The organism is Clostridium sp. UBA4548, assembly GCF_002387895.1.
Lineage (GTDB): Bacteria > Bacillota > Clostridia > Clostridiales > Clostridiaceae > Clostridium_J.
Genome location: NZ_DGLI01000001.1, coordinates 51049 through 73130, shown reverse-complemented (window position 1 = coordinate 73130; position 22082 = coordinate 51049). Strand labels below are relative to the sequence as shown.

General features: G+C 30.6%; 27 protein-coding genes. 25 read left to right on the top strand and 2 right to left on the bottom strand.

Translation table 11 applies throughout. The features are described 5' to 3' along the window. The first annotated feature begins 1 nt into the window (after window position 1). The 5 genes from B3040_RS00415 to B3040_RS00395 all read left to right on the top strand — a co-directional run bounded on the left by B3040_RS00415 (window position 2) and on the right by B3040_RS00395 (window position 4959). Window positions 2-1486: a DUF4179 domain-containing protein gene (locus B3040_RS00415; RefSeq protein WP_291569295.1), complete on the top strand. Its 1485-nt coding sequence runs from the start codon at window positions 2-4 to the stop codon at window positions 1484-1486. A gap of 597 nt (window positions 1487-2083) precedes the next feature. Continuing rightward, complete coding sequence (locus B3040_RS00410; protein ID WP_291569294.1) at window positions 2084-3328, top strand: alpha/beta hydrolase-fold protein; 1245 nt, start codon at window positions 2084-2086, stop codon at window positions 3326-3328. Between the two features lie 129 nt (window positions 3329-3457). Beyond that, window positions 3458-3610 (top strand): hypothetical protein, encoded by a 153-nt coding sequence (locus B3040_RS00405; protein WP_291569293.1) that lies wholly within the window; start codon window positions 3458-3460, stop codon window positions 3608-3610. A 40-nt stretch (window positions 3611-3650) separates the two neighbouring features. Next, a complete protein-coding gene (locus B3040_RS00400) occupies window positions 3651-4160 on the top strand; it encodes a GNAT family N-acetyltransferase (protein WP_291569292.1) in 510 nt (169 codons plus the stop codon). A gap of 265 nt (window positions 4161-4425) precedes the next feature. Beyond that, window positions 4426-4959, top strand: coding sequence for a DUF7010 family protein (locus B3040_RS00395; protein ID WP_291569291.1), 534 nt, complete (start codon window positions 4426-4428; stop codon window positions 4957-4959). A 196-nt stretch (window positions 4960-5155) separates the two neighbouring features. On the opposite strand, the gene B3040_RS00390 is transcribed toward B3040_RS00395, so the two are convergent. Continuing rightward, the gene (locus tag B3040_RS00390; RefSeq protein WP_291569290.1) at window positions 5156-6313 is read right to left on the bottom strand and encodes a MerR family transcriptional regulator; all 1158 of its coding nucleotides are present in this window, start codon (window positions 6311-6313) and stop codon (window positions 5156-5158) included. Window positions 6314-6886: 573 nt separating this feature from the next. Between B3040_RS00390 and B3040_RS00385 the strand changes: the two genes are divergently transcribed. The 20 genes from B3040_RS00385 (at window position 6887) to B3040_RS00290 (ending at window position 20473) form a co-directional block, all read left to right on the top strand. Beyond that, entirely contained in the window at window positions 6887-7537 is a 651-nt protein-coding gene (locus B3040_RS00385; protein WP_291569289.1) for a class I SAM-dependent methyltransferase, read from the top strand. A 138-nt stretch (window positions 7538-7675) separates the two neighbouring features. Beyond that, window positions 7676-7918, top strand: a complete 243-nt coding sequence (locus B3040_RS00380) for a hypothetical protein (RefSeq protein ID WP_291569288.1) — start codon at window positions 7676-7678, stop codon at window positions 7916-7918. Between the two features lie 111 nt (window positions 7919-8029). Further along, window positions 8030-8551 (top strand): hypothetical protein, encoded by a 522-nt coding sequence (locus tag B3040_RS00375; protein WP_291569287.1) that lies wholly within the window; start codon window positions 8030-8032, stop codon window positions 8549-8551. 83 nt (window positions 8552-8634) lie between these two features. Next, on the top strand, window positions 8635-9432 hold the full coding sequence (locus B3040_RS00370; protein ID WP_291569286.1) for a class I SAM-dependent methyltransferase: 798 nt from the start codon (window positions 8635-8637) through the stop codon (window positions 9430-9432). Window positions 9433-9547: 115 nt separating this feature from the next. After that, window positions 9548-9919 carry a hypothetical protein gene (locus tag B3040_RS00365; RefSeq protein WP_291569285.1) on the top strand — a complete coding sequence of 124 codons (372 nt, stop codon included), beginning with the start codon at window positions 9548-9550 and terminating at the stop codon, window positions 9917-9919. Then, on the top strand, window positions 9900-10160 hold the full coding sequence (locus tag B3040_RS00360) for a CPBP family intramembrane glutamic endopeptidase (RefSeq protein ID WP_291569284.1): 261 nt from the start codon (window positions 9900-9902) through the stop codon (window positions 10158-10160). The genes B3040_RS00365 and B3040_RS00360 overlap by 20 nt, the downstream gene beginning before the upstream one ends. A 79-nt stretch (window positions 10161-10239) precedes the next feature. After that, complete coding sequence (locus B3040_RS00355) at window positions 10240-10365, top strand: hypothetical protein (protein ID WP_291569283.1); 126 nt, start codon at window positions 10240-10242, stop codon at window positions 10363-10365. Window positions 10366-10565: 200 nt separating this feature from the next. After that, on the top strand, window positions 10566-11135 hold the full coding sequence (locus B3040_RS00350; protein ID WP_291569282.1) for a DJ-1/PfpI family protein: 570 nt from the start codon (window positions 10566-10568) through the stop codon (window positions 11133-11135). A gap of 105 nt (window positions 11136-11240) precedes the next feature. Then, window positions 11241-11768: a GNAT family N-acetyltransferase gene (locus tag B3040_RS00345; RefSeq protein WP_291569281.1), complete on the top strand. Its 528-nt coding sequence runs from the start codon at window positions 11241-11243 to the stop codon at window positions 11766-11768. Between the two features lie 129 nt (window positions 11769-11897). Continuing rightward, window positions 11898-12284 carry a cytidine deaminase gene (locus B3040_RS00340; RefSeq protein WP_291569280.1) on the top strand — a complete coding sequence of 129 codons (387 nt, stop codon included), beginning with the start codon at window positions 11898-11900 and terminating at the stop codon, window positions 12282-12284. 110 nt (window positions 12285-12394) lie between these two features. Beyond that, entirely contained in the window at window positions 12395-13099 is a 705-nt protein-coding gene (locus tag B3040_RS00335) for a GNAT family N-acetyltransferase (RefSeq protein ID WP_291569279.1), read from the top strand. A 57-nt stretch (window positions 13100-13156) separates the two neighbouring features. Beyond that, window positions 13157-14851, top strand: a complete 1695-nt coding sequence (locus B3040_RS00330) for a M3 family oligoendopeptidase (protein ID WP_291569278.1) — start codon at window positions 13157-13159, stop codon at window positions 14849-14851. 223 nt (window positions 14852-15074) lie between these two features. Further along, on the top strand, window positions 15075-15560 hold the full coding sequence (locus B3040_RS00325; RefSeq protein ID WP_291569277.1) for an RNA polymerase sigma factor: 486 nt from the start codon (window positions 15075-15077) through the stop codon (window positions 15558-15560). Between the two features lie 4 nt (window positions 15561-15564). Then, entirely contained in the window at window positions 15565-16779 is a 1215-nt protein-coding gene (locus B3040_RS00320; protein ID WP_291569276.1) for a hypothetical protein, read from the top strand. A 22-nt stretch (window positions 16780-16801) separates the two neighbouring features. Continuing rightward, window positions 16802-17140: a hypothetical protein gene (locus B3040_RS00315; protein WP_291569275.1), complete on the top strand. Its 339-nt coding sequence runs from the start codon at window positions 16802-16804 to the stop codon at window positions 17138-17140. Window positions 17141-17506: 366 nt separating this feature from the next. Then, window positions 17507-17872: a RidA family protein gene (locus B3040_RS00310; protein WP_291569274.1), complete on the top strand. Its 366-nt coding sequence runs from the start codon at window positions 17507-17509 to the stop codon at window positions 17870-17872. Between the two features lie 141 nt (window positions 17873-18013). Continuing rightward, window positions 18014-18505 (top strand): NUDIX hydrolase, encoded by a 492-nt coding sequence (locus B3040_RS00305; protein WP_291569273.1) that lies wholly within the window; start codon window positions 18014-18016, stop codon window positions 18503-18505. Window positions 18506-18846: 341 nt separating this feature from the next. After that, window positions 18847-19323: a hypothetical protein gene (locus tag B3040_RS00300; RefSeq protein ID WP_291569272.1), complete on the top strand. Its 477-nt coding sequence runs from the start codon at window positions 18847-18849 to the stop codon at window positions 19321-19323. 150 nt (window positions 19324-19473) lie between these two features. Continuing rightward, the gene (locus B3040_RS00295) at window positions 19474-20016 is read left to right on the top strand and encodes an AAA family ATPase (protein ID WP_291569271.1); all 543 of its coding nucleotides are present in this window, start codon (window positions 19474-19476) and stop codon (window positions 20014-20016) included. A 22-nt stretch (window positions 20017-20038) separates the two neighbouring features. Continuing rightward, window positions 20039-20473, top strand: coding sequence for a hypothetical protein (locus tag B3040_RS00290; RefSeq protein WP_291569270.1), 435 nt, complete (start codon window positions 20039-20041; stop codon window positions 20471-20473). Between the two features lie 184 nt (window positions 20474-20657). On the opposite strand, the gene B3040_RS00285 is transcribed toward B3040_RS00290, so the two are convergent. Then, entirely contained in the window at window positions 20658-21623 is a 966-nt protein-coding gene (locus tag B3040_RS00285; protein ID WP_291569269.1) for a CAP domain-containing protein, read from the bottom strand. Between the last annotated feature and the right edge of the window lie 459 nt (window positions 21624-22082).

Here is a 22082-nt window from a genome sequence, read left to right as displayed (position 1 = left end):
TATGGAGAATATAGATAGCTTAATAAATGATATCAAAATACCAGAGGGTATAGATTTAGCAGTTAAAAAAGGAATTGAAAGGGGACGAAGGGAGAAGCAGAAAAAGGTTAGTTCTAGAAATAAATATAAAAACATAGCAATTGCAGCTACAGCAGCAATATTTATAGCTACAGCAGTAGGGGTTATGGGGCGTGAACTAGTAAAAGCAACTCCGGGAATGGAATCTGTTTTTAAACTTGTAAAGTATGGTTACATGGGTCAGCATTTTGATGAATATGAGCAGTTTTCAACTAGTGTGTACAAGACTGTGGAGAATAATGGTATAAAAGTTACAATAGCTGAAATTGTAATTGATGATAACACCATGGCAGTTACTTCAATAATTGAAGGGGAGAATCTTAGGGAAAGCATGGGAGGTATGGGAGGCATTTATTTAAATGGTAAATCCGTAAGATCATATGGAGAGAGGGATAAAAAGATAGGTGATAATAAACTTATTAGCATATCCTATGCAAATATCTCGGAGATGGACCTACCTAAGGAAGTAGATGTTAAAATAAATATTGGATGGATAAACGAAGTAGAAGGGCCGTGGGAATTTAAGTTTAAGGTTTCAAAGGCGGATGAGGCCACAAAATCTAAAGTTATAAATCTGGATAAAACCATTAAGTTGCCAAGCAGCACTTTAAAGCTTGAAAAGATGGTTATAAGTCCTTTAGGAAATACAATAAATTACTCAGGAGTTTTTGATAATTTAAATACAAGTGAATTTTATGATATAGGTATATATGACTTTGTTGTTATAGATGACAGGGGAAGGATATTAGAAAGTAGCGGAGACAGTGGTTACGCTAGCGATTGGGAATATTATTCAAGGATAGAGATTCGTAATGACCTGTCAAATGTTAAATCATTAAGGGTTGTACCTATTTTAAAGAAATGGGGAGATAAGACTAAGGAGATAGATGGCATTAAACATCAAATATTACAAACTACAGTTAGTAGCACTGATTTAAACATTCCACAGGAGGTTGTAACAAAAGTAAGAGCTGCAACAGAAAAGGAAAAATCAGAAGGATATGGGTGGGATAAGGTTACTCACGTTTACAACATTGATAAAGCAAGAGAATTTGAAACCTTAGATAACCTAGTTAATAAGGTAATAAAAGTAGGAGAAAATAACACAGCTCTTATTAAAAATATTGAAGCAACAGACAAAGAAACTAAAATTACCTTCAAGCTGGAAGGCAGCGGGGCATATTCCTTTAGAAAGATTAACTTTGTGGAAATTCTAGATGAAAATTATAATGATATAGATCAAGAACAGGATGGATCTATGGCCATACTTGAAGATGTGGAGGAGAGAATTGTATCAGTAAAACTTCCTCCTATTGATAAAAATAAGAAATACAAAATAGCACTTCCTATTATAGAAGAACCCCAAATTGATGATAAGTATAAAATAGACATTAATCTTAATAATTAAAGATAATAGTAAAGGCAGAAGTAGAATTGCTATAGGATAATTGAAGGAAATAGCACCTATCAATGCTTGGATAATTATTATTTAATCACTAAAATAAATTCAATCCTATAGGGAAACAGAAATAAAATTTAACTTATACATGAACTTACCCTGGTTCCCTTAAGGCCTTTTGGGCATGAATTTTATTCATGTTGAATAAATTGAGCTTTCACTTAGGAAGCCTATGGACAGTTTACATCTAAAGCTTTAATTAAATTAAAGTATTAGATGTAAACTGTCTTTATTTTTGATTTGTGCAATTAATCGAAGGTTATAGGTATATTTTTACATTAATCACATGGTAGAATATAAATTATAATGAAATTATTTACTAAAGGGTTATATGAAATGATCATATTGTATTTTAAAAACTATGAGGATAAAAACGAACATGAAATAAAATTGATGGAAGCGCATATTTATTGGGAATATCAATAGTTTCAACAATGATTTTTTGTGCAGAAAAGATAACAAAGGCAATTAAAAAATCTATGAGTAAATTATAATATTTTATCTAACATTTATAAAAATACGTTTAAAAGAGGTAGGGGATTTATTGTGAATGATGTGAATTTTGAGAGTGAAAAAATTAATAAGCTAAAAAGAAGTATTCTAGAAGGAAATGAAAAGGCCATAGATGAATTTTGGAAAGAAATCAAAGAAAATAATACCCCAATTATTGAAGAAATCAAGGGAGATACAGATGATGTACTAATTACGTTTTTATATGAAGGGGACAAGGACGTTGAAAATGTTGTGGTCCTTGATGGCTGCGTAGGACTAGATTACGAAAAAAATAAAATGGATAGGATTCTAGATACTGATATTTGGTATAAGACCTTTAAAGTAAGAAATGATTTAAGATTTAGGTACTTTTTAACTGTAAATGACCCTTTAAATGAAGATTGGCAAAAAAGAAATGAAGAATGTATAAGAATTGATCCATTAGCAAAGCAAAAGGTTTTAGTTCCAAAGGATGAAGAAACTTTAGATTCACAGCCTTGGATATGCAATATGGTTGAACTTCCTAAAGCAGAGCCTAAGGTGTGGTCTGTGAAAAGGGAAGATACCCCTAATGGAAACTTAGAAATGTTTAGATATAAAAGTAAGATTTTAAATGATGAGTATAGAGTGTGGATTTATACTCCTGTAGGATATTCAAAAGAAGAAGAACCCTATAAGATGCTAGTTTTAAGTGATGGCTTTGAATACGTTCATGGGCTTTTAACCCCTTCATTATTGGACAATCTGATTTATGAAAAACAAATAGCACCTATAGTAGCAGTTTTTATAGAAAGTAAGGACAATAGATTTGAGATGCTGTCATGTAATAAGAATTTTACTAGTTTTGTAGCTGAGGAAATAGTTCCATATGTTAGAGAAAGATATAATGTTTCACACAAGCCAGAGGACTCTATAATAGGTGGTCTTAGCTTAGGAGGATTAGCTGCTACTTACTTAGGTGTAATGAAATCAGAGGTATTTGGTAATGTTTTATCCCAATCAGGATCCTTTTGGTGGTGTCCTGGATGGACTCCTGAAAATGTGAATTCAAAAGAAGAGTTTCAGGAAACTTGGATTAGTAATTTATTTAAAGAAAAAGAAAAGCTGAACTTAAAGTTTTACTTAGAAGTAGGAATCCTTGAAGGAAATAGGATGATAAAACCCAACGTTATAATGAAAGATGTACTTCTTTCTAAGGGGTATCAGGTTGAATACTCAGAGTTTAAAGGAGGACATGATTATTTAAGTTGGGGAGAAACCTTGGCAAAAGGGCTAGTTTACCTTGTTGGAAATAAATAAAAATATGATGTTATTAAAAGTTTGTAAAAATAACTATTACACAACCATTTGTATAAATTGTAACTTAGATTTTGGTGCTATAGGAAATCCTAGTGGTACTAACTTAGTGAGAAATAGGGGAAATAATTTATGAAAAGTAAAGAGAAATTAGTGAGAATGCTTTACTTATCATCAGCAATTTTATTTTTTATTGCTGCTATTATAGGTAAAAATTATGTATTTATACCTATAGGGTGCTGCTTTATCGTTCTTGGCATAACACAATCAAATAATAAAGAATGAAAAATAATAACATTATTATATGTTTTAGGAGGGGATAACAGTGAATATTAATATAAGATCTATAAAACTAGAGGATGCTGAGGCCATACATGAAATTCGTACAATGGATGGAGTAAGAGAAAATATAATGTCATTAACAAGTGATAGGATAACAAAAACCCAAGCATTTATTAGTGGACTTACAAATAACCAGCATATATTTGTTGCAGAGGTTGAAGAAAATGGAGGAAAAAAAGTAGTTGGGATTGCAGGTTTAACTGTAAATAATTCTCCACGAGTTAGACACTCTGGAAGTCTTGGAATTACTATTAGTAAGGATTATCAAGGTAAAGGTATTGGTAAAGCATTGTTGAATAAAGTTATTGATTTAGCAGATAATTGGCTGATGCTTGTAAGATTGGAATTAGGAGTATTTATAGACAATGAAAGAGCAATTAATTTGTACAAGTCTTTAGGTTTTGCAATAGAAGGAACAAAAAAATATGCAATCATAAGGAATGGTAAATATGAAGATGAGCACATCATGGCACGATACAATCTAGTTAAGTAGAGTATTTTCATTAATAGTTGAAAAAAGAAAAAATGAAAGACCCAATTTTATTAGTTGCAAATGACAATCTCACAGCACTCAACCATACTGGATTAACTTATAAAGCATCCATAATTATAATTAAGAATTAATACGTACTTTTCTTAAGGTGACGAATTAACAACAAAGTTGCTCATATGCTATACACAGAAAAAAGTATAAAAGAAATGAGGTGAATTTTAGTGGGAGGTTGGTACTTACAGTACACTCTCACTAAAGATAAATTATGAACTTAGAAGAATTACGCTTGGATTGTGCAATTAAGCAAAAGAAAGGACTACATTTCATAGTAGCATCAATTATTATTTGGGGTGCTGTACTTATTCTTCATGTAACATCATTACCTATTCTTACTAAGAACCTACTTACATTTTGTTTTACAGCACCGTTAATGCCTTTAGCATTTTTAATATCTAAATTAATCAAGGTAGATTTTCAAAACAAGAAAAATCCTTTAACTAATTTGGGAATTCTTTTTTCTGCTAATCAAATGCTGTACCTGTTAATTGCAATGTGGATATATCCAACACTACCTGAAAAAATGTTAATGATAATAGCAATGATTTTTGGAGCACATTTATTGCCCTATGGGTGGCTATATAAGTCTAAATCATATATTGCATTTGCTATTTTAGTTCCAATTTTATCCCTTATAGTTGGTATAAACTTTGAACCCTATATTCTTGCAGCTATGATGATGATAATAGAGATTTTCTTTAGTATTTGTTTGGTGGTTGAAAATAAAAAAATAGGAAAATAAGAACATCCATAGATTTGTGTAAATCAAATCTATGGATGTTCTTTTTCTCTTTGTGTAAAATTTTGTACCTAGGCTAGGAATAGCTTCCAGCTGATATTGCCCTTTTAGAGGAAAAAATATGAACTGGAAGCTATAGGATAAATAGGACTTTAGTTTATTATTGACTATTTAATATGCCATTTATAAGCATTACTTATTATTTTTTTGCATAAAACTTTAGAGCTTCTCCAATAAATTTAGATGCACCATCACCATATTTCTTATCCAATGCTTTAATTAAAATAGGTTCTGATAAATACTGCTCTGCTTGATAGCTCCAATAATTTTCTCCCACCTCTACTTTTAAGGCTTCATGTTGCCTTTGTGTCTCAGCAACTATATGAGAAATAATTTCTTGAACTTCCTTTGACAAAGGGTCTTTACTTAAGTCTGCTGTAAGGTTTTTATATAGCTTATCTAATTTAGGTTCATAATCGGCCAAATAAACTTTTAAAGCTTTTCCAATATAGTTAGACGCTCCACTACCATATTTACTATCAACTTCTTCTATCCACATAGGAAATACTAAGAAAAGTTGTACCATAGTGTACCAATAATCTTCTCCCATGCCAGCTCTAAAAACTTCATAATCCCTTTTAGCTGTATTAGTTATTTCACTAGCAATTTGTTGAATTTCCTTTGAAGAAGGATCTTTACTTAAGTCAGCTACAAGAGTTTTATATATTTCTTTCAACCTTGGGTGATTGTCATAAAGAAAATCCTTTTTAAACTTATCAATTTGTTCTGCTTTAGTTAATACCACACTATTATTCAAATTTTTCTTTACAGCATCAGTATACTTTTCTATACTTCCGTATTCCTCCAAAGCCATGTTGACAAGCTTTGCTTCCTTAGATTTTATTGTTTCAATGATTTCATCAAATTTATCTATACTTCCCCACTGACTAATTACTTTGTCACTATTTTCATGCTTAAATTCCTCTAGTACATTATAATATTCTCTCATATCAAATTCTCTAAAGCTCATTGTATTTTCTCCTTTTAAGGTTTTATCTATAAGCTCTACTAAATCATTTAATCTATTCCGTTTTATAAGGAGTAGTTTTTTCTGATTTTTAAGAGCCTGCATTTTATCAAAATGGGGACCATCCATAATTTCTTTAACTTGCTTTAGTGGTATATCAAGTTCTTTAAAAAATAAAATCTGTTGTAAGGTTACAAGAGCTTCATTGTCATAAAGTCTGTAGCCTGCCTCTGTAACTGAGCTTGGTTTTAATAATCCGATTTCATCATAGTAATGCAGCATGCGCACACTTATTCCTGTGAGATCTGAAATTTGTTTTACTGTTCTCATGGAAATACCTCCAAGTATGATTTTAAATTGAGAATATCACTAATACTCTGCCGGCCATGAGTTTTAGCTTATATCTTAAACCTCTATTTTTATATTACACTATGACATCATGTGAGGGTCAACACTTAAAGAAATTATATTTCTAAGCAATTATTACTGAATGTATAAATAACTCGAATTAAGTAACTAATAGCTTTCCATGATTCATGTGTTTTTCATTTAACTTTAAATTGAATAAAAAAACACATGAAAACTTAAAAGCTGCATAAAAATGCTTTAAAACAAGTTATAGAGTTATTGTAGATTTAATGGGTAGCTATATAATTAGTATAAGCTATTTATTGCATAGCTAAGTCTGTAAAGATATATAAATCAAAAAGAATGTATTATCTCTTATTATATAAAAGTATATAAATAACTAAGCACCGAAGAAATAAATTTTACTATGGGAGATAATTATGAGGAAAATATGAGAAATGAACAGAAATAAGGCTACTTCTTTTAAAAAGACCTAGCCACTAGAAAGATTGTATTATATAGCAAAGATTATTTATACCGGTGGAGGTAAAACAGATGAGCGATATTGTAAATGAATGGGACAATGCTTCAGACGAATGGTTAGAATCTTTAAAAATTAATCAAGTTAGAACAGATATATTAATACCAGAGACATTAAAAATTCTTGGTGATATAAAAGGGAAAAGAATACTTGACTTAGGGTGTGGAGAAGGTGGATATTCGAGATTATTTGCAAGTAAAGGAGCTATAGTAATAGGAGTAGACTATTGCGAAAACTTAATCAATGAAGCATTAAAACAAAACCAGGCTAGCGAAATTGAATATTATGTAAGAGATGCTTGTTTTTTAGAAGGAATTGAAGATGAAAAATTTGATTTTGCGGTATCAGCCATGTGCTTAATGGCAGTAGAAAATCTTGAAGCTGCTATAAAAGAAGCTTATCGTGTATTAAAACCAGGTGGTGAATTCTTAATTTCTATTTTGCATCCATGTTTTGGATTAAAAGATTATTTTAATGAAGGTCCATATCAAGAAATGTTAAGTGAACATTTAGGGAAACCAATTACCTTTTGGCATAAGACATTAAGTAATACAATCAATTGTATGATAAATGTTGGATTTAATTTGAAACTATTATGCGAGCCGCAACTTTCTAATGATAGCTCCAAAGTACCAAAAATATTACTCTTAAAATTTAATAAATAACTCTTGATACATGAGAACTATAAAATAAGGATAATCAGAAGTTTTTTCACTTCACTTTCTTTTTAAGGTGTTCATTTACTATAGGTTTAAGAACCAGAAGATAAGTTAAAAACAATAGAAATTCGAGGAGGAACTGCAGTGCTTAGGAGCATATTTAATATTGTATTTTTTGCTATAGAACTATTAGGGCTTACCATGATAGGTATTGCAATTCTCAGATTTAAGAAAACACTAAAAGAACACAGAAAAATAAGTGACGATAACTTACTATATGATGGTGAAAAACTAGTTCAGAATAAAAGTATTAAAATTCTAATAATAGGTATCTCAATATTTTTAGTAACCATGACAACGAAGTTTGTATTGTTTTTATTTATGTAAATAGGTATGTAAAAAAAACTTATGGTGGTATAAGGTTTTTAAATAACCGTAATTTTAGAGTTTCTTACTAAGTTATGGTTAAAGTTATAAAAAAACAAAACAGTTTAATTTATGAAAGGAAAAATTCAGATGGAGTTTAATTTAAAATATATGGTAGTTTTTGACACTGTAATTTTATTAAGTGTTATAGTACTTATAGCAGGAGCTTCAATAATATGTTATTACTTTGGCAGGAAGAATCTAAGACTTTACAAAATATCAAAGAATGCGAACGGATGTATTGGATATTTTGTATATAATAAAGTCCAATCAAAATTTACTTTGCTGTTTAAATGTAGTTTTTCTTTCTTAGCATCTATGGTCTACTTTATTGCAATTCCTTTCTATATTTATTATATGGTAGTTCCAGCAGTTAAAGATATTCCTAGTTTAATGAAAAATAATTATCAATACACAGTTGGCACAATTTATAATGTTCAAGAGTCAAAAAGTAGTAATATCATATTTATTTATGATTTAAAACTCTATGAACCAAAGTTCTTCATAAATGGCAAATTAAAATCCGGTAAAAAATATAGGATTGCCTATTTAAATAACACTAAGCAGTGCGTTGGGTTTGAAGAACTTCAATAAATTAATAAAAATTATTAATAGCCTCTTAGTGAAAATATATTAGTGTTAAATGTTACGAATTTTATATTATTGGGGGGAAAGTTATGTCAGTAATGAACAAAGCAGAAAATGTGAAAGAACAATATAAAGATGGTAGTAACCTATCAATAAGAACCAAATTACATGATAAATACAGCACAAATAAACAAGGTTTTTTTCCTTGGCTTTTTGAAAAATATGAGTTTCCAAAGGGGTGCCGCATATTAGAGTTAGGCTGTGGAAATGGTGCTCAATGGGATAAGGGAATTCATAAGTTACCAGAAGATTGTACTTTAGTTTTATCGGACTTTTCAGAGGGCATGGTAAAAGTAGTTTGGGAAAAGTATTCTAGTAGAAATAATATGTTAGCACAAAAGGTGGACATTCAGAATATACCCTTTCCTGATAATTGCTTTGACGTTGTTATTGCAAATCACATGTTATATCATGTGCCTGATTTATCAAAAGCTTTATCTGAAGTTAACAGGGTGCTTAAAAATGGTGGCAAATTTTATTCAGCGACAAATGGAAATGGGGGTATGAGGCCATTTCTTAGAGATGCTTTTAAAAAGGTTAATCCAAAATTAAATTCCTTTACAGAAAACTTTACTTTCAATCTGCAAAATGGAAAGGAATTATTAAGTAAGCATTTTGATGAAGTTGAGAGATATGATCATGAAGACTCCTTAGCTATCACTGAAACTCAAGATCTAGTAGATTGGCTAAAATCTACTATTACTATAGCACATTATACTGATAACGATTTGACTGATTTCTATGACTATTTTGAAGGAATAAGACAAAAAAAAGGAGTCATAAATATTCCTAAGGAAACAGGGTTATTTATCTCTACAAAGAAATAGTTCCTCTTTTTAAAGCATTAATGACAGATGAAATTAGAAAAGAGATTAATTACTATTTTTTATTGGGATGATGAGTATAGGGAAAGGCTAGACCAATAACAGAAGGAGTATAAATATGAATGTAATCAATACACTGATTAACGAATTTATTGGTGTTATATTTAATATCTTATTCTTTTCAACTATACCTCTTATTTGGTATCTGATTAAAGAAAAATCATCAAAAGGATTTTTAAATTCAATAGGTATTTATAAGCCACAAAAAATCAATGTCTTTGAGACAGTTCTTATTATTACTATAGTATACTTAGTAACATTATCAACTAATATTTTGGTAATCAAGTTAGGATATAGTGGTAGGAGTACTGTTGATACACAAGATTTTACATCATTAACATTCTTCATGTACCTTTTGCTTTATGGCTTGAAAACAGGTATAGCAGAAGAGCTTCTTTTTAGAGGATTTGTTGCAAAAAAAACTCATTAAGAATCTTGGGTTTTTAAAGGGAAATGTTCTTCAGGCTATTGTGTTTGCATTGCCACATTTCGTCATACGAGGTTCAGCATCCTTAGTAGATATCACTGTACGAATTATAAATGCTTTTTTGTTAGGGTATACATTTGGATACATTGTGGATAGAAAAAGTAATGGCAGCATTATGCCGGTTATGATTGCTCATATACTTATTAACATGGTATCAAGTTTAATATTAACAGTGATTCTATAGGATATCTAATATGAATATAATTTGCAGTTTTCTACTAAGCTTAATCTTCGTATAGAGTTTACCAACAGAAGCACTGCCATTGATAAACAACAATAATGATGGTTTTGCAACCAGAGAAGGAATAATTAGGGGATTATCAGTTTATGAAAGTATAGGTTATAAATTTTATCAGCAGACTGAGTATGCAATTGGAATGTATCTTTAAGGTTTAAGAGTAAAAGGTAATCCTAATAGGAATATATAGAATTGTAGGAGGGGGTTAATAGATATTATTTCACCTAGTGAATTTTAAATTGGATTATTAACATGAAAAATTAATATTATTCGATTTAGATAATTTAGTAACAGATTTAATATTGAGGATAACAAAATAAGTTAAATGTTATATAAAAAGGGGATTTTAAAATGGGGAAAATATTGTGTTTTATTTATGATAGTATGGCAGATTTTGAAGTTACATTAGGATGCCATATGTTAGGATGCATAGAAGAAGTTAAAATAGTTAGTGTTGCTTATGAAAGAGATACAATAGAGGCTTTGTCTCAGCTTAAATATGTTCCTGATATGACAGTAAAAGAAGCAATTGAGCTTGGGGATATTGAAGGACTAATTATACCTGGTGGAATCATAAGGGAGTGCAGAACGGAATTAATAGAACTAATACAAAAGCTGGATAGGGAGAAAAAGTTAATTTGCGCAATATGTGCTGCACCCGAATTTTTAGCAAAAGCAGGTGTATTAGATAATCATAGGTACACTACCACCTTAGACCATAGTTATTATGTAGATAATGGAATAGAGGATTGTTTTCCTAGGGGAAATTATCTAGAAGAAAAAGTTGTAAAGCATGAAAATATAATTACCGCTAAAGGAAGATCCTTTGTAGACTTTGGTGCAGAAATATTATCAAAGTTTAATGTATTTGATGATGAAGATGATAAGAAAGGGTATGCAAAATCTTACAAAGGAGAATAAGGTATAAAGTAAAGAGAGATTCATGGACTTGACGGAAATGAATTAGATTTTGGAGAATAGCAAATTGTTGTGTAACAACAAATTATTAACTTATGAGGTGAGAAAATGACAGATTTTACATTGATAGCTCCTTCAAAGGAATTTGAAAGGCAAGCATTTGAATATATACAAGAATTCTTAAAGCATAATTCAGAAATTAATGGTACAGCGGGACTTAATAGGTATGATAATTATGATGAATGGTTACTTAAACTTAAGAAGTCTTTAGACATAGCAAACATACCAGAAGACAAGGTGCCTGGAAACACTTACTTTTTTATTAGAACAGAAGATAGCAAAATAATTGGAATGATTACTATAAGGCATAAATTAAATGAATCCTTATTTAATAGGGGAGGACATATAGGTTATTCAATAAGACCAACCGAAAGAAAAAAGGGATACGGAACTTTAATGTTAAAATTAGCCTTGGAGAAGTGCAGAGAATTGAATTTAAGTAAAGTTTTAATAACCTGCAATAAAACAAATGTTGCATCAGCAAAGGTTATTCAAAATAACAGTGGAGTATTAGAAAATGAGATTTATAATGAGGCTTTTTCTGAAACCACTCAACGATATTGGATTAATTTATAAATGATCCGTAATCAAAATATAGAATTTAAGCAATGTAACTATTGAAATTTAGGGCACGAACAAGGTGCTTTTAAAACTAAATAGTAGGCTATAAAATAATAAATTACAATAAAAGAGGTAGGGTTAATTATGGTTGATAGTAATGATTTAGAGTTAATTGAAGAAGCAAAAAAGGTTATTAACAAGAATTTTGATGAAGTTGATGAAAATCATACAGTAGGAGCAGCAATACGTTGTAAGAATGGTAATATCTATGTTGGGGTAAATGTTTATACACATCATGGCTCATGTGCTGAATATATAGCAATTGGTGCAGCCATTACCGCTGGAGAGCGTAATTTCGATACTATTGTTGCAGTTAGGTCGCCAAAGAAAAATAACACTATAATTCCACCCTGTGGAAATTGCAGAGAATTACTTAAGCAGTATGCTCCTAATATTAAGGTTTTAGTTCAAACTGAAAATGGCATAGAGAAAGTAACTATAAAAGAACTACTACCTTACTCAACATATTAATTTTAAGTATTCTTAAGTTATAGAATGATATTAGTAAGAAGTAATTACACTACTAATTATTATTGATAGAGGGACATAAAGAATATGAATTTTCAGAGGAGATTTTAATTATGGATAGCAAAGAGAAGGTAATTAACTATTATATTGAAAGTAATAACTTAGAATATAATGTGTTTAATCATGATAAAAATGTATTTGTGGAAAATGATAAAGAAGTATTTCGTATGATTTCCTTTGGAAAATCAATGGTTTTTGTAGGAAGAAAAGATTTAATTAACTGGGCAGAGGAAAATTTTATAGATACACTTGCTGAGGATATTATTGATGGGAAAAACCTTCATAAGATTGAGTGTAAATTAAGAGAAAATCATTTATGCCTTGCAGGTGAGTATTTGAGATTTCTTTATAGTAAAAATGAGCATATTACATGCCCAGACAATGTAGTTCTTAAGAAAATACAAAAGGAAAATATGAGGGAGTTTTATTTAAAATACCCTGGATTTGAAAATGCGCTAAACTATAAAAAAGATGAAATTGCAATTGCAGCTTTTATTGAAGGAAAGATAGCAGCATTAGCTGGTGCTGACAATGATCATGATTCACTATGGCAAATAGGTATAGATACTGTGAAAGAATTTAGGGGACAAGGATTAGCAAAATTACTTACTCAAGAACTAACAAAGGAGATATTAAAGCTAGATAAAATACCATATTATACAACTTGGAGTGGAAATATTGCTTCCATGAGAACTGCTTTAGCAGCTGGTTTTTATCCAGCATGGGTGGAATATTTTGCAGAAGAAGCTTCCTTATAAGGGTATCTAGATTATAAAAGGAATAAAAAAGAGAGAATTTAAAGGGGATAACCAACCATGAAGTTTGAGAATTTTAAATACCAACGTGTAGATATAAAAGAAATTGAGAATAAGATTACTGAGTTAATAAACAAACTAAATGAAGCTAATTCTTTTGAAGTACAATGCTTAATAATAGATGAAATTAATAATATTAGAAGTGAGTTTACATCAATGAGAGTATTAAGTGAGTTAAGAAATAGCTTAGGAGTAGATAAGGAATTTTATAGTGAGGAAATGGATTACTATGCTGATGCTGAACCTATTTTAGAGGATTTAGTTTGTGACTACTATAAAGCTTTAAATAGCTCAAAGTTTAAAGCTACACTTAAAGAAAAGTATGGAAATCAATTATTTGATTTAGCAGAAATGAAGACAAAATGTATTTCAAAAGACATAATAGAGGATTTGCAACAGGAAAAAAAGTTGATAATAGAATATGTTAAATTAGGGCAGTCTTTTAAGACAAAATTTCAAGGAGAAGAACTTGGAAGGTGGGACTTTGATAATTATATATGCTCTGAAGATAGAGAAATGAGAAAGCGTGCTTATGAAGCTCAAACTCAAATATATATAGAACATGAAGAAGAAATGCAAGAAATATTTAATAAATTTGTAAAGCTAAGAAATAATATGGCCATAAAAATGGGATATGATAATTTTGTTGATATGGGATATGCAAGAATGAATAGGATTGGCTATGATAAAGAAATGATAGCTAATTTTAGAAAGCAAATATTAGAATATGTTGTGCCATTGAACAAAGAGTTGATGGAAAGACAAGCTAAAAGGTTGAATGTGGAAAATATAAGATATTATGATGAATCAATATTTTTCTTAAGTGGTAATCCTCTGTTAAAAGGGGACGAGAATTCAATTATAAAGAAAACTCAAAAGATGTATGAGGAATTGTCATTAGAAACAAATGAGTTCTTTAAATATATTTGTGAGAGAAATCTTTTTGATATTGAAAAAAGAGATGGAAAGGATGAGGGGGGATTTTGTGAGTATATACCCAAATACTCTGCACCATTTATATACTGCGTATACAAAGGAACTATAGAAGATTTCAATGTATTTACCCATGAAGTTGGACATGCCTTTCAACATTATTTATGCAGAAATCATAAAATACCAGAGTATTTAACAGCAACTGAAGATATATCAGAGATTCATTCTATGACCATGGAATTTTTAACTGAACCTTGGGTAGAGGACTTTTTTGAGGAAGATGGAGAAAAATATAAATTCTCTCATATGTGCAGTGCATTATTTTTATTAGCCTACATTGCTGTAGTTGATGAATTTCAACATTTTGTTTATGAAAAGCCTGAAGCTTCATATGAAGAGAGAAATAGTTTCTGGAGAGAACTTGAAAAGAAATATATTCCTTATAGGGACTATGAAGAAAATAGTTTTTTAGATAGAGGCGGATACTGGCTACGTCAATCACACATTTTCTGGGGGCCTTTTTATTATATAGATTATGGATTAGCACAGGTTGTTGCATTTAATTTCTGGAGTAAAGCTAAGAAAAATAGAGATAAAGCTTGGGAAGATTATATGAAGGTATGTAGTGCAGGGGGAAGTAAGTCCTTTATGGATATTGTTAAGTTAGGAAACTTACAAGATCCTTTTAAAGAAGGAAGTATTGAATCTATCATAAAATCTATTAGAGAATGGATACTTGAAGCTGAAGCTAACTTAGTCTAGCTTATGAATAATAAAATATATTTAGAGGTGTTTCAAAACATTTTGCAAAAGAATTTGTTTTGAGATGCCTCTTTTTATTATGGGGCTTATAGGGTTCAACCATAATCATGATAGAATATAACTAATATTCAGAAAAAATCAGATTTACATAAAAAAAGAAAAAACTTAAAGTTTTTTTGAACCAATATAAGGTTATGGTGGTCTAATTATTGAAGGGGTTGATTTGTTGGTTAATAAAGCTGCAGCGGAAAATTTATTAATACAAACTATATACGATAATAAAAATTATTTCTATAGAATAACTAAAAGAATTGTGCAAAATGAACAGGATGTGGAAGATGCCTTTCAAGAAACTGTATTGAGGGCTTTTAAATCCCTGGGCAAATTGCAAAAGGAAGAATATATAAAAACCTGGTTAACCAGCATTTTGATTAATCAATGCAAGAATATCTTAAAGAAGAAAAAGTTAATTACATTTAATGAGGATTTTCCTCAAGGCATTGAAGAGTTTAACCATGACAAACTAGAACTTAGAGATCTTGTAAATAAACTAAATTATGATTTAAAGATTATTGCAGTGCTATATTATTATGAAGATTTACCACAAAAGCACATTGCAGAGATATTAGATTTGCCTGTTGGCACGGTGAAATCTAGATTATCAAAAGTAAGAAGTGAACTTAAAATTATGATGGATATAAAGGAGTGAAATAATGGATAATAAAGAATTTGATGAATTAATAAAAAGTGAAATTAGGGATGATGTTTTAACTACAGAAGCAAACATTGATGATGTTATCAAAAAATCCATTGATATAGCTCAAAACCAAAAGAAACCAAAGTGGTTTCATAGCAAGGCTTTAGTTGCATCCCTTGCAATTATAATAGTGTCGGGAAGTATCCTTGGAATTACAAAAGGATTTACTTCAGATAAAGCTATTCCAAATAATTTAGATGTAGGGAAGGTTTCAGATAGTTCAAAAGATATAAGTAGTACCAAGGAAGAGGTAGTTAAAGAGCCTATCACTACAGCGGATATAATGAAGGAAAAAGAAAAGTTAGCAGAGGAAGGCTATATAGTAAAAAGAGAAAATGTTCCAACTCAAGATTCAGATGGGGCAGGTATTATGGCAAGTAAGGCTTATTCAATCACCTTAAAAGATCGGGTTTTTGGAGCAGTGGACACTTTAAAGGGTGAAGTTTTAGGGGTGAATTATTTTGTAAGTGATAAGACTACTTTAACTAAGGCAAAGTTTTTAGTTAAGGAAAGTTATGATAATAAGTTCAAACCAGGAGATATCATCACTGTTTACAGTCATGGGGGAGTAATAACTCACTACCAATTTATAATTAACCATGGCATAGATGAAAAGTTTAATATGAGTAAGGAAGAGTTAGAGGAAGCAAAAAAGAAAATGGTGGTGGATGGTGATTACGGCAGTGGACTACTTTACCCTGAAGATAATGTAGTAGTATTTGTAGATAAGGTTCCCTCTTTTTATAAGGTTGATGAAGATGGTTATTATGTTGGAGGTAAAATTCTTAAATATAAGGGTGAAAACATCATAATTAACAACCATAAATCCATTTGTGAGGATGAGGAAGAATTTAAGGAGCTTTATAGTAGTGACAAGCTAGTAGACTTAGAAAGTAAGATTAAAAAAGCTGTGGAGGAAAAGGTTGGCTTTTCAAAGGAAAAGGCTAAAGAAGCTGCTTATAGTGCTTTAACTGAGGAAGAGAGGAAAACAATAGTTAACTTAGAGGAGTCCTATGTAACCTATCATTCTAAAGGATGGTATTTAAATCATGAAAAATCACCAGAGGAAATAATTATGGTGACTTTTAAAACCTCTAAGGAACATCCAATAATAGTACTATTAAAGAGTGGTAGTTATGAGGTGCTTCAAATCCAAAGAAATGGAATATAGAAGAATTGAGGAGTTGTAATCTGTGAAAAAAATCATTATAATTATTTTTTCCATAATAGTAATTTTCGCACTTTATTCAAGTAGCTCCTATTTTAAGGAGCAATCTAATGTGAAAAGAGCAGCATGGGAACAACTTGGCCCTGAAGCTAAGGACTTTATTAAAGGCAGCTGGAGAAGTGGCAAAGTAAGAAAAGTAACATTGTCTCCATCTATGGGGAATATAAGTGAGGAAACTTATATCGGTAAGGAGATATATATTATTTCTTTTACAACAAAAGAGAATAATCCTACAATAAATACAATAGGCATATTTGTTTCCATTGAAGATTATAAAGTTATAGGAACAGGTTACGTGGACTAGATTTAGTGTTTGTTTAGGCGAGCTCTAATAAAGCTATATTAAGGAAAGAATTCATAGAATGGTGAAGGCTTCGATTTTTCTTAAAGATCCCATTGATGTGATAAATAAAAGAGACTATGTCAGTTTAGAAATTAATTTCTATTTTGAACTAGCCTCTTTTATTTTTGTTTATAAAGATAAGCTACGATGTATTCTTAAAACTATATTTTTTTATTTCGTTGAAATATTTTGTATGTTAGGTATATTTTGGTAGGAATCCTATGATAAAATATATTAGAATTAGTAAATAAAAACTTGAGTTAAATAATACAAAAACACTAAAAACAATATAAATTGTCTTTTAATATTTAAAAGGAGGCAGAGCAAATGAGAGAGATTGTAAGAAGTGATGTAAACGAGGAATGGGCACACTCTGGGATAGTTGAGGCTGGTGATTTTGCTTTTATAAATTATTGTGTTGGTAATATTGGACAGCCTATTGAGAATCAAATTAATGGCGCATTGGACCATTTAGAAGAAAGACTGAAATCAATTGGCTTAACTTTAGAATCAGTAGTAAAAATTGACTGTTTGTTTAGAGATATTTGGAATATTCCTGTGCTAGAAAAAGTAATCAAAGAAAGATTTAATGGCAAGTACCCTGCAAGAAAATCTATACAAACAGAGTTTGCTCATCATGGCGGGGTAGATGGGCTGAACGTTCAACTTGATGCTATAGCATTTAAGGGGTAGTTTTTTATTTGTTAAGAGAGAAAATATGTAACTAAGCTAATTGCAAAGATAAAATGGAAAACTAGTGGTTATGATAAGTTTTCATGGTAGAAGTAAATAAGTGAGAAGTGCTATAAATTAGAAATTAGGAGCTGATAGCTAATGGAGCTATGGGATGCATATAGGGAAGATGGAACACTAGCAGGTTGTAATCTAATCCGAGGACAAGCTATTCCTAAAGGGCTATTTCATTTGGTAAGTGAAATAATAGTTAGACATGAGGATGGCATGTTTCTTTTAATGCAAAGAGATTTAAAAAAGCCAAATTATCCTGGATTATATGAAGCAAGTGCAGGTGGTAGTGCATTGGCAGGGGAGACCCCTTATGATGCTGCAATCAGGGAACTAAAAGAAGAGACAGGAATTGAAACCACAGAACTAGAACATATATATAAAGCAATGAGTAGGAATACCATATATTATGGCTATTTATGCAAAACTAGTTGTGATAAAGATTCTATTAAGCTTCAACAGGGTGAAACAATATCCTATTTGTGGATGACAGAAGAGAAGTTTTTTGAGTTTATTGAATCGGATAAATATGTACAGAAGCATAAAGAGAGAATCAGTGGGTATTTAGATAAAATTAGATAAATAGTTTCATTTATATGAGGGTTTTTAAGGTGAATAAATAAGGGTAATTTATTTAAGAATCTCCTAAAATCCCCATGAACTTTTAGCAAACTTCAACATAGAACTCATAAAACATACAGAGTATTTCTATGGTGACTTCAACCCCAATAACAATAGAAGGTCAAAGTTTTATTATGTTAATGCAACCTTAAAGTGAAGAAAATAAGAACAGTCTACGTAAAGCAGACCACACAAAATTCTTATTAAGTGTTATAGAGGTAATTAATCGCGAAGGACTAGAGGAACCAAGGAGAATGACAAAACTTTTTATTCATACTATTGATGAATTGGGAGTGAGAATAATGAAAAGGACTATAATAATTATATTGGGTTTATTTGTACTCATGACAGTGTTAGGTGGGTGTTCTCAAGAGGAAAACAGTAAAATATCGAAGCCTTTTGAGGGAATTAATATAGACCAAGTTAAGAGGATTGAATTTATAAATGCAACAATTACAAGTGACAAAAAGGAGAGCGGCAGAAGCAAGATGATTGATAAACCACAGGATATAGAAAAGATATTGAATTACTTAAAATCAATCAGTCTTTCTGAATATAATAAGGAAATTAGAAAGACTGAATTTATTATTGAACTTATAGATAATAATGATAAAGCAAAGCATTATATAAACTCTATAAGTGTCTCAAAAAATTCTATGTTTATTTATGAAAATGAAGTGAAAAATGGTGGCAAATATGTTGATAGTAATGTTTATAATGAAATAAAGAAGTTATATAGTGAGGCTGATTATTCAGAAGAATTGCTTTATAAAAAGTAATTCTTCTGATAAAAGTGACTTAATTAATGGAATTTAGAGTGAAGAGTTTTCAATAATGCCAGATATAAGAGGATATAAATATGTTTAGAGTAGCTATTATTTGTAAAAGAGAAGTTTAATAGCAAATTTCTATTAAGGAGATTAAAAGAAATGGCAAGAGGAATTATTATTTTTGGTTCAGCTGGTTCTGGAAAAACAACCCTGGGGAGATTAGTTGCAAAAAAACTTGATTTTCCTTATTTTGATATAGATGATTATATTTGGAGAAAGGATACAGATAAACCTTTTACTCTTATGTATACTTATGAGGAGAAAGTTAATAGACTCATGGCAGACATATCAAAAGGAACTAATTTTGTCATGGCAGGTTCTATGGATAGTTTTAATAAACCTTTTGTTCCATTATTTGATTTAGCAGTACATATTACTGCGTCCGTTGATACTAGAATTGACAGAATTAATAAGAGAGAATATGAAATACATGGAGAGAGAATTATGGAAGGTGGCGATATGTATGAAGGGCATTGCCGTTTTCTTGATAACTCAGCAAGATATGATACTGATGGGTCTCCCTGTATGAGCACCCATGCACAATGGGCTAATTCCTTACCTTGTAAAGTGATTAGATTAAATGGAGACGAAGATTTAAATAAGAATGTTGAAATAATAGTACATGAATATTTAAATACGTAGAGATTGGTGAGGGTAATTTTAAATGGGAAAGAAAAGAAATAAAGTTTTAATTTCAAATGTTATTCTTTTGGCATGGTTCTTTTTAGATATGATTGGTGTTAGCTTTGGGAATAATATCTTGGTTACTAGATCCTATAGAGAAGATTGGATGTTCTTTATTATTTTTCTTATTGTTCTTTTATGGTTCATGAAAAGTGATAAAGTTGGGAAGTTTGTACTTCCTATATGGTTATTCATGTGGTTTTCAGCACAATTTTTTTCACATTGGTATTTTACGATATTTGGTCCTTGGGAAGGAAAAAATAAATATTTTGAAGAAACAATAAAATTGATACCTTCAGATATTGTTTATATTCCAGACCTATATCATATTGTGTTACATTTGTTAATTTTAGCTTCATTGTTTTTTACCGTTAATTATGGGGTGGTAAGAAGAATAAATAAGTTTCAGTTTTAGTCATTTCTTCAATCTTTAATACTCCAAAAAAATCCATATTAATCATGATTTCACTATTTATTATATGGTAACAACAAAAGAGACAACCAATGTTGGTTGCCTCTTTTTTATTGTAACTAAATTGGAAGGTTCACCTATCTAATTTTGTTAATTACTAAACCTAACTTATTTAAACAACTAGAAATTATTTTGTTGAGAAGTGTTGTGTAGCATAAACCCAGTTACCTTGGCTGCTAAACACTACTCCAGCAGACATCTTTGTCCAGCTACCATTTAATATGTTAGCTCTGTGACCTGGAGAGTTCATCCATTGATCTACAAGGTACTTAGCTGTGGTAGTAGACTCTGCATAACCTTGGCTGTAGAATAAGTTTTCACCATAACTATTAGTACTGTACTTGAAGTATTTAATTGCTAAGTCCATTGGGTTAGCATTATTTAGTGATGGTGTATTATGCTCAAAGTAGTTGTATTGAAGCATGTTATTAGATTTATATCTAGCAATTGGTCTCATTTGCTCTTCCCAAGTTAATGGGTTAAGACCTGCTTTTGATCTTTCTTCATTAACATAAGTTAGAATTTCTTTTTCTACTGCTTCCATGTATTTAAAGCTCTTGTTATTTGGGTTTGCTGGCACACCGCTTGGCACTGTAGTACTTGGTGTTGTAGCTGGTGTTTCAACCTTTGGAGCTTCTGTTTTTGGTTCTTCCTTAACAGGGGTTTCTACCTTTGGTGCCTCAACTTTAGGCTCTTCTACAACTGGAGTTTCAATTTTAGGATTCTCTATTACTGGAACTTCAACTTCAGGTACTTCTGCTTTTGGTGTTTCAACTACTGCATCTTCATTTGCTACCGGTGTTTCTTCTACTGAATTGTCCTCATCAGCAACTACACAATTTTCATTTGGTAATTGAACTTCTATTGGTGCTATACTGTCACAAGAATTTTTAAGATTTAAAGGTAAATTTATAGTTTGTCCACCATTTTGTGGATTAGAAATCTGTTTTTCAACTACTGCTGTAGTTGGGAATTTAGGTAACTCTACATTATTAGCAACTGTTCCAGCTGCGTTTCCAAGAACTGCTCCTGTTGCTGGACTTCCTGCAGTACATAATGAAAGAATTAAAGCTAATATTTTATTTGTTATCATATATCAACAACTCCTTATTTTTTATTTTGCTGCTTATTTCCTTGGGGGTATGTGTAACTCCTTGTGGCAATCAGTAGCTTTTATTGCTTCAGTACCTTGCTGATGAACATATCTTAACATGGGACAAAAGCTAAAACAACCCCTGTCCAAGAGTTTCATAACAAGGGTAAGATTATCCAATTAAGCTTTTTCTGTTTTTTTATAAACTATAAAAAGCTAAAGATAAGCAACATACTTCCATAAATGAATTAGGTATCTGAAAATAAATAATAAGTTAAGGAGTTGAAGGATATTTTCAGTTCACAAGCAAGCTTGTGCAGATAAGGAAACAGGTTCCACAGATAGCAGAGCTATCTAAGGGTTCTGTTGACGCAGTATAATACAAAATAGACGATACTGACCTACTTATTTTTTGAAGATGCCTTATAAAAATCTTCAAATCAAAGGGGGCTGGGAAGA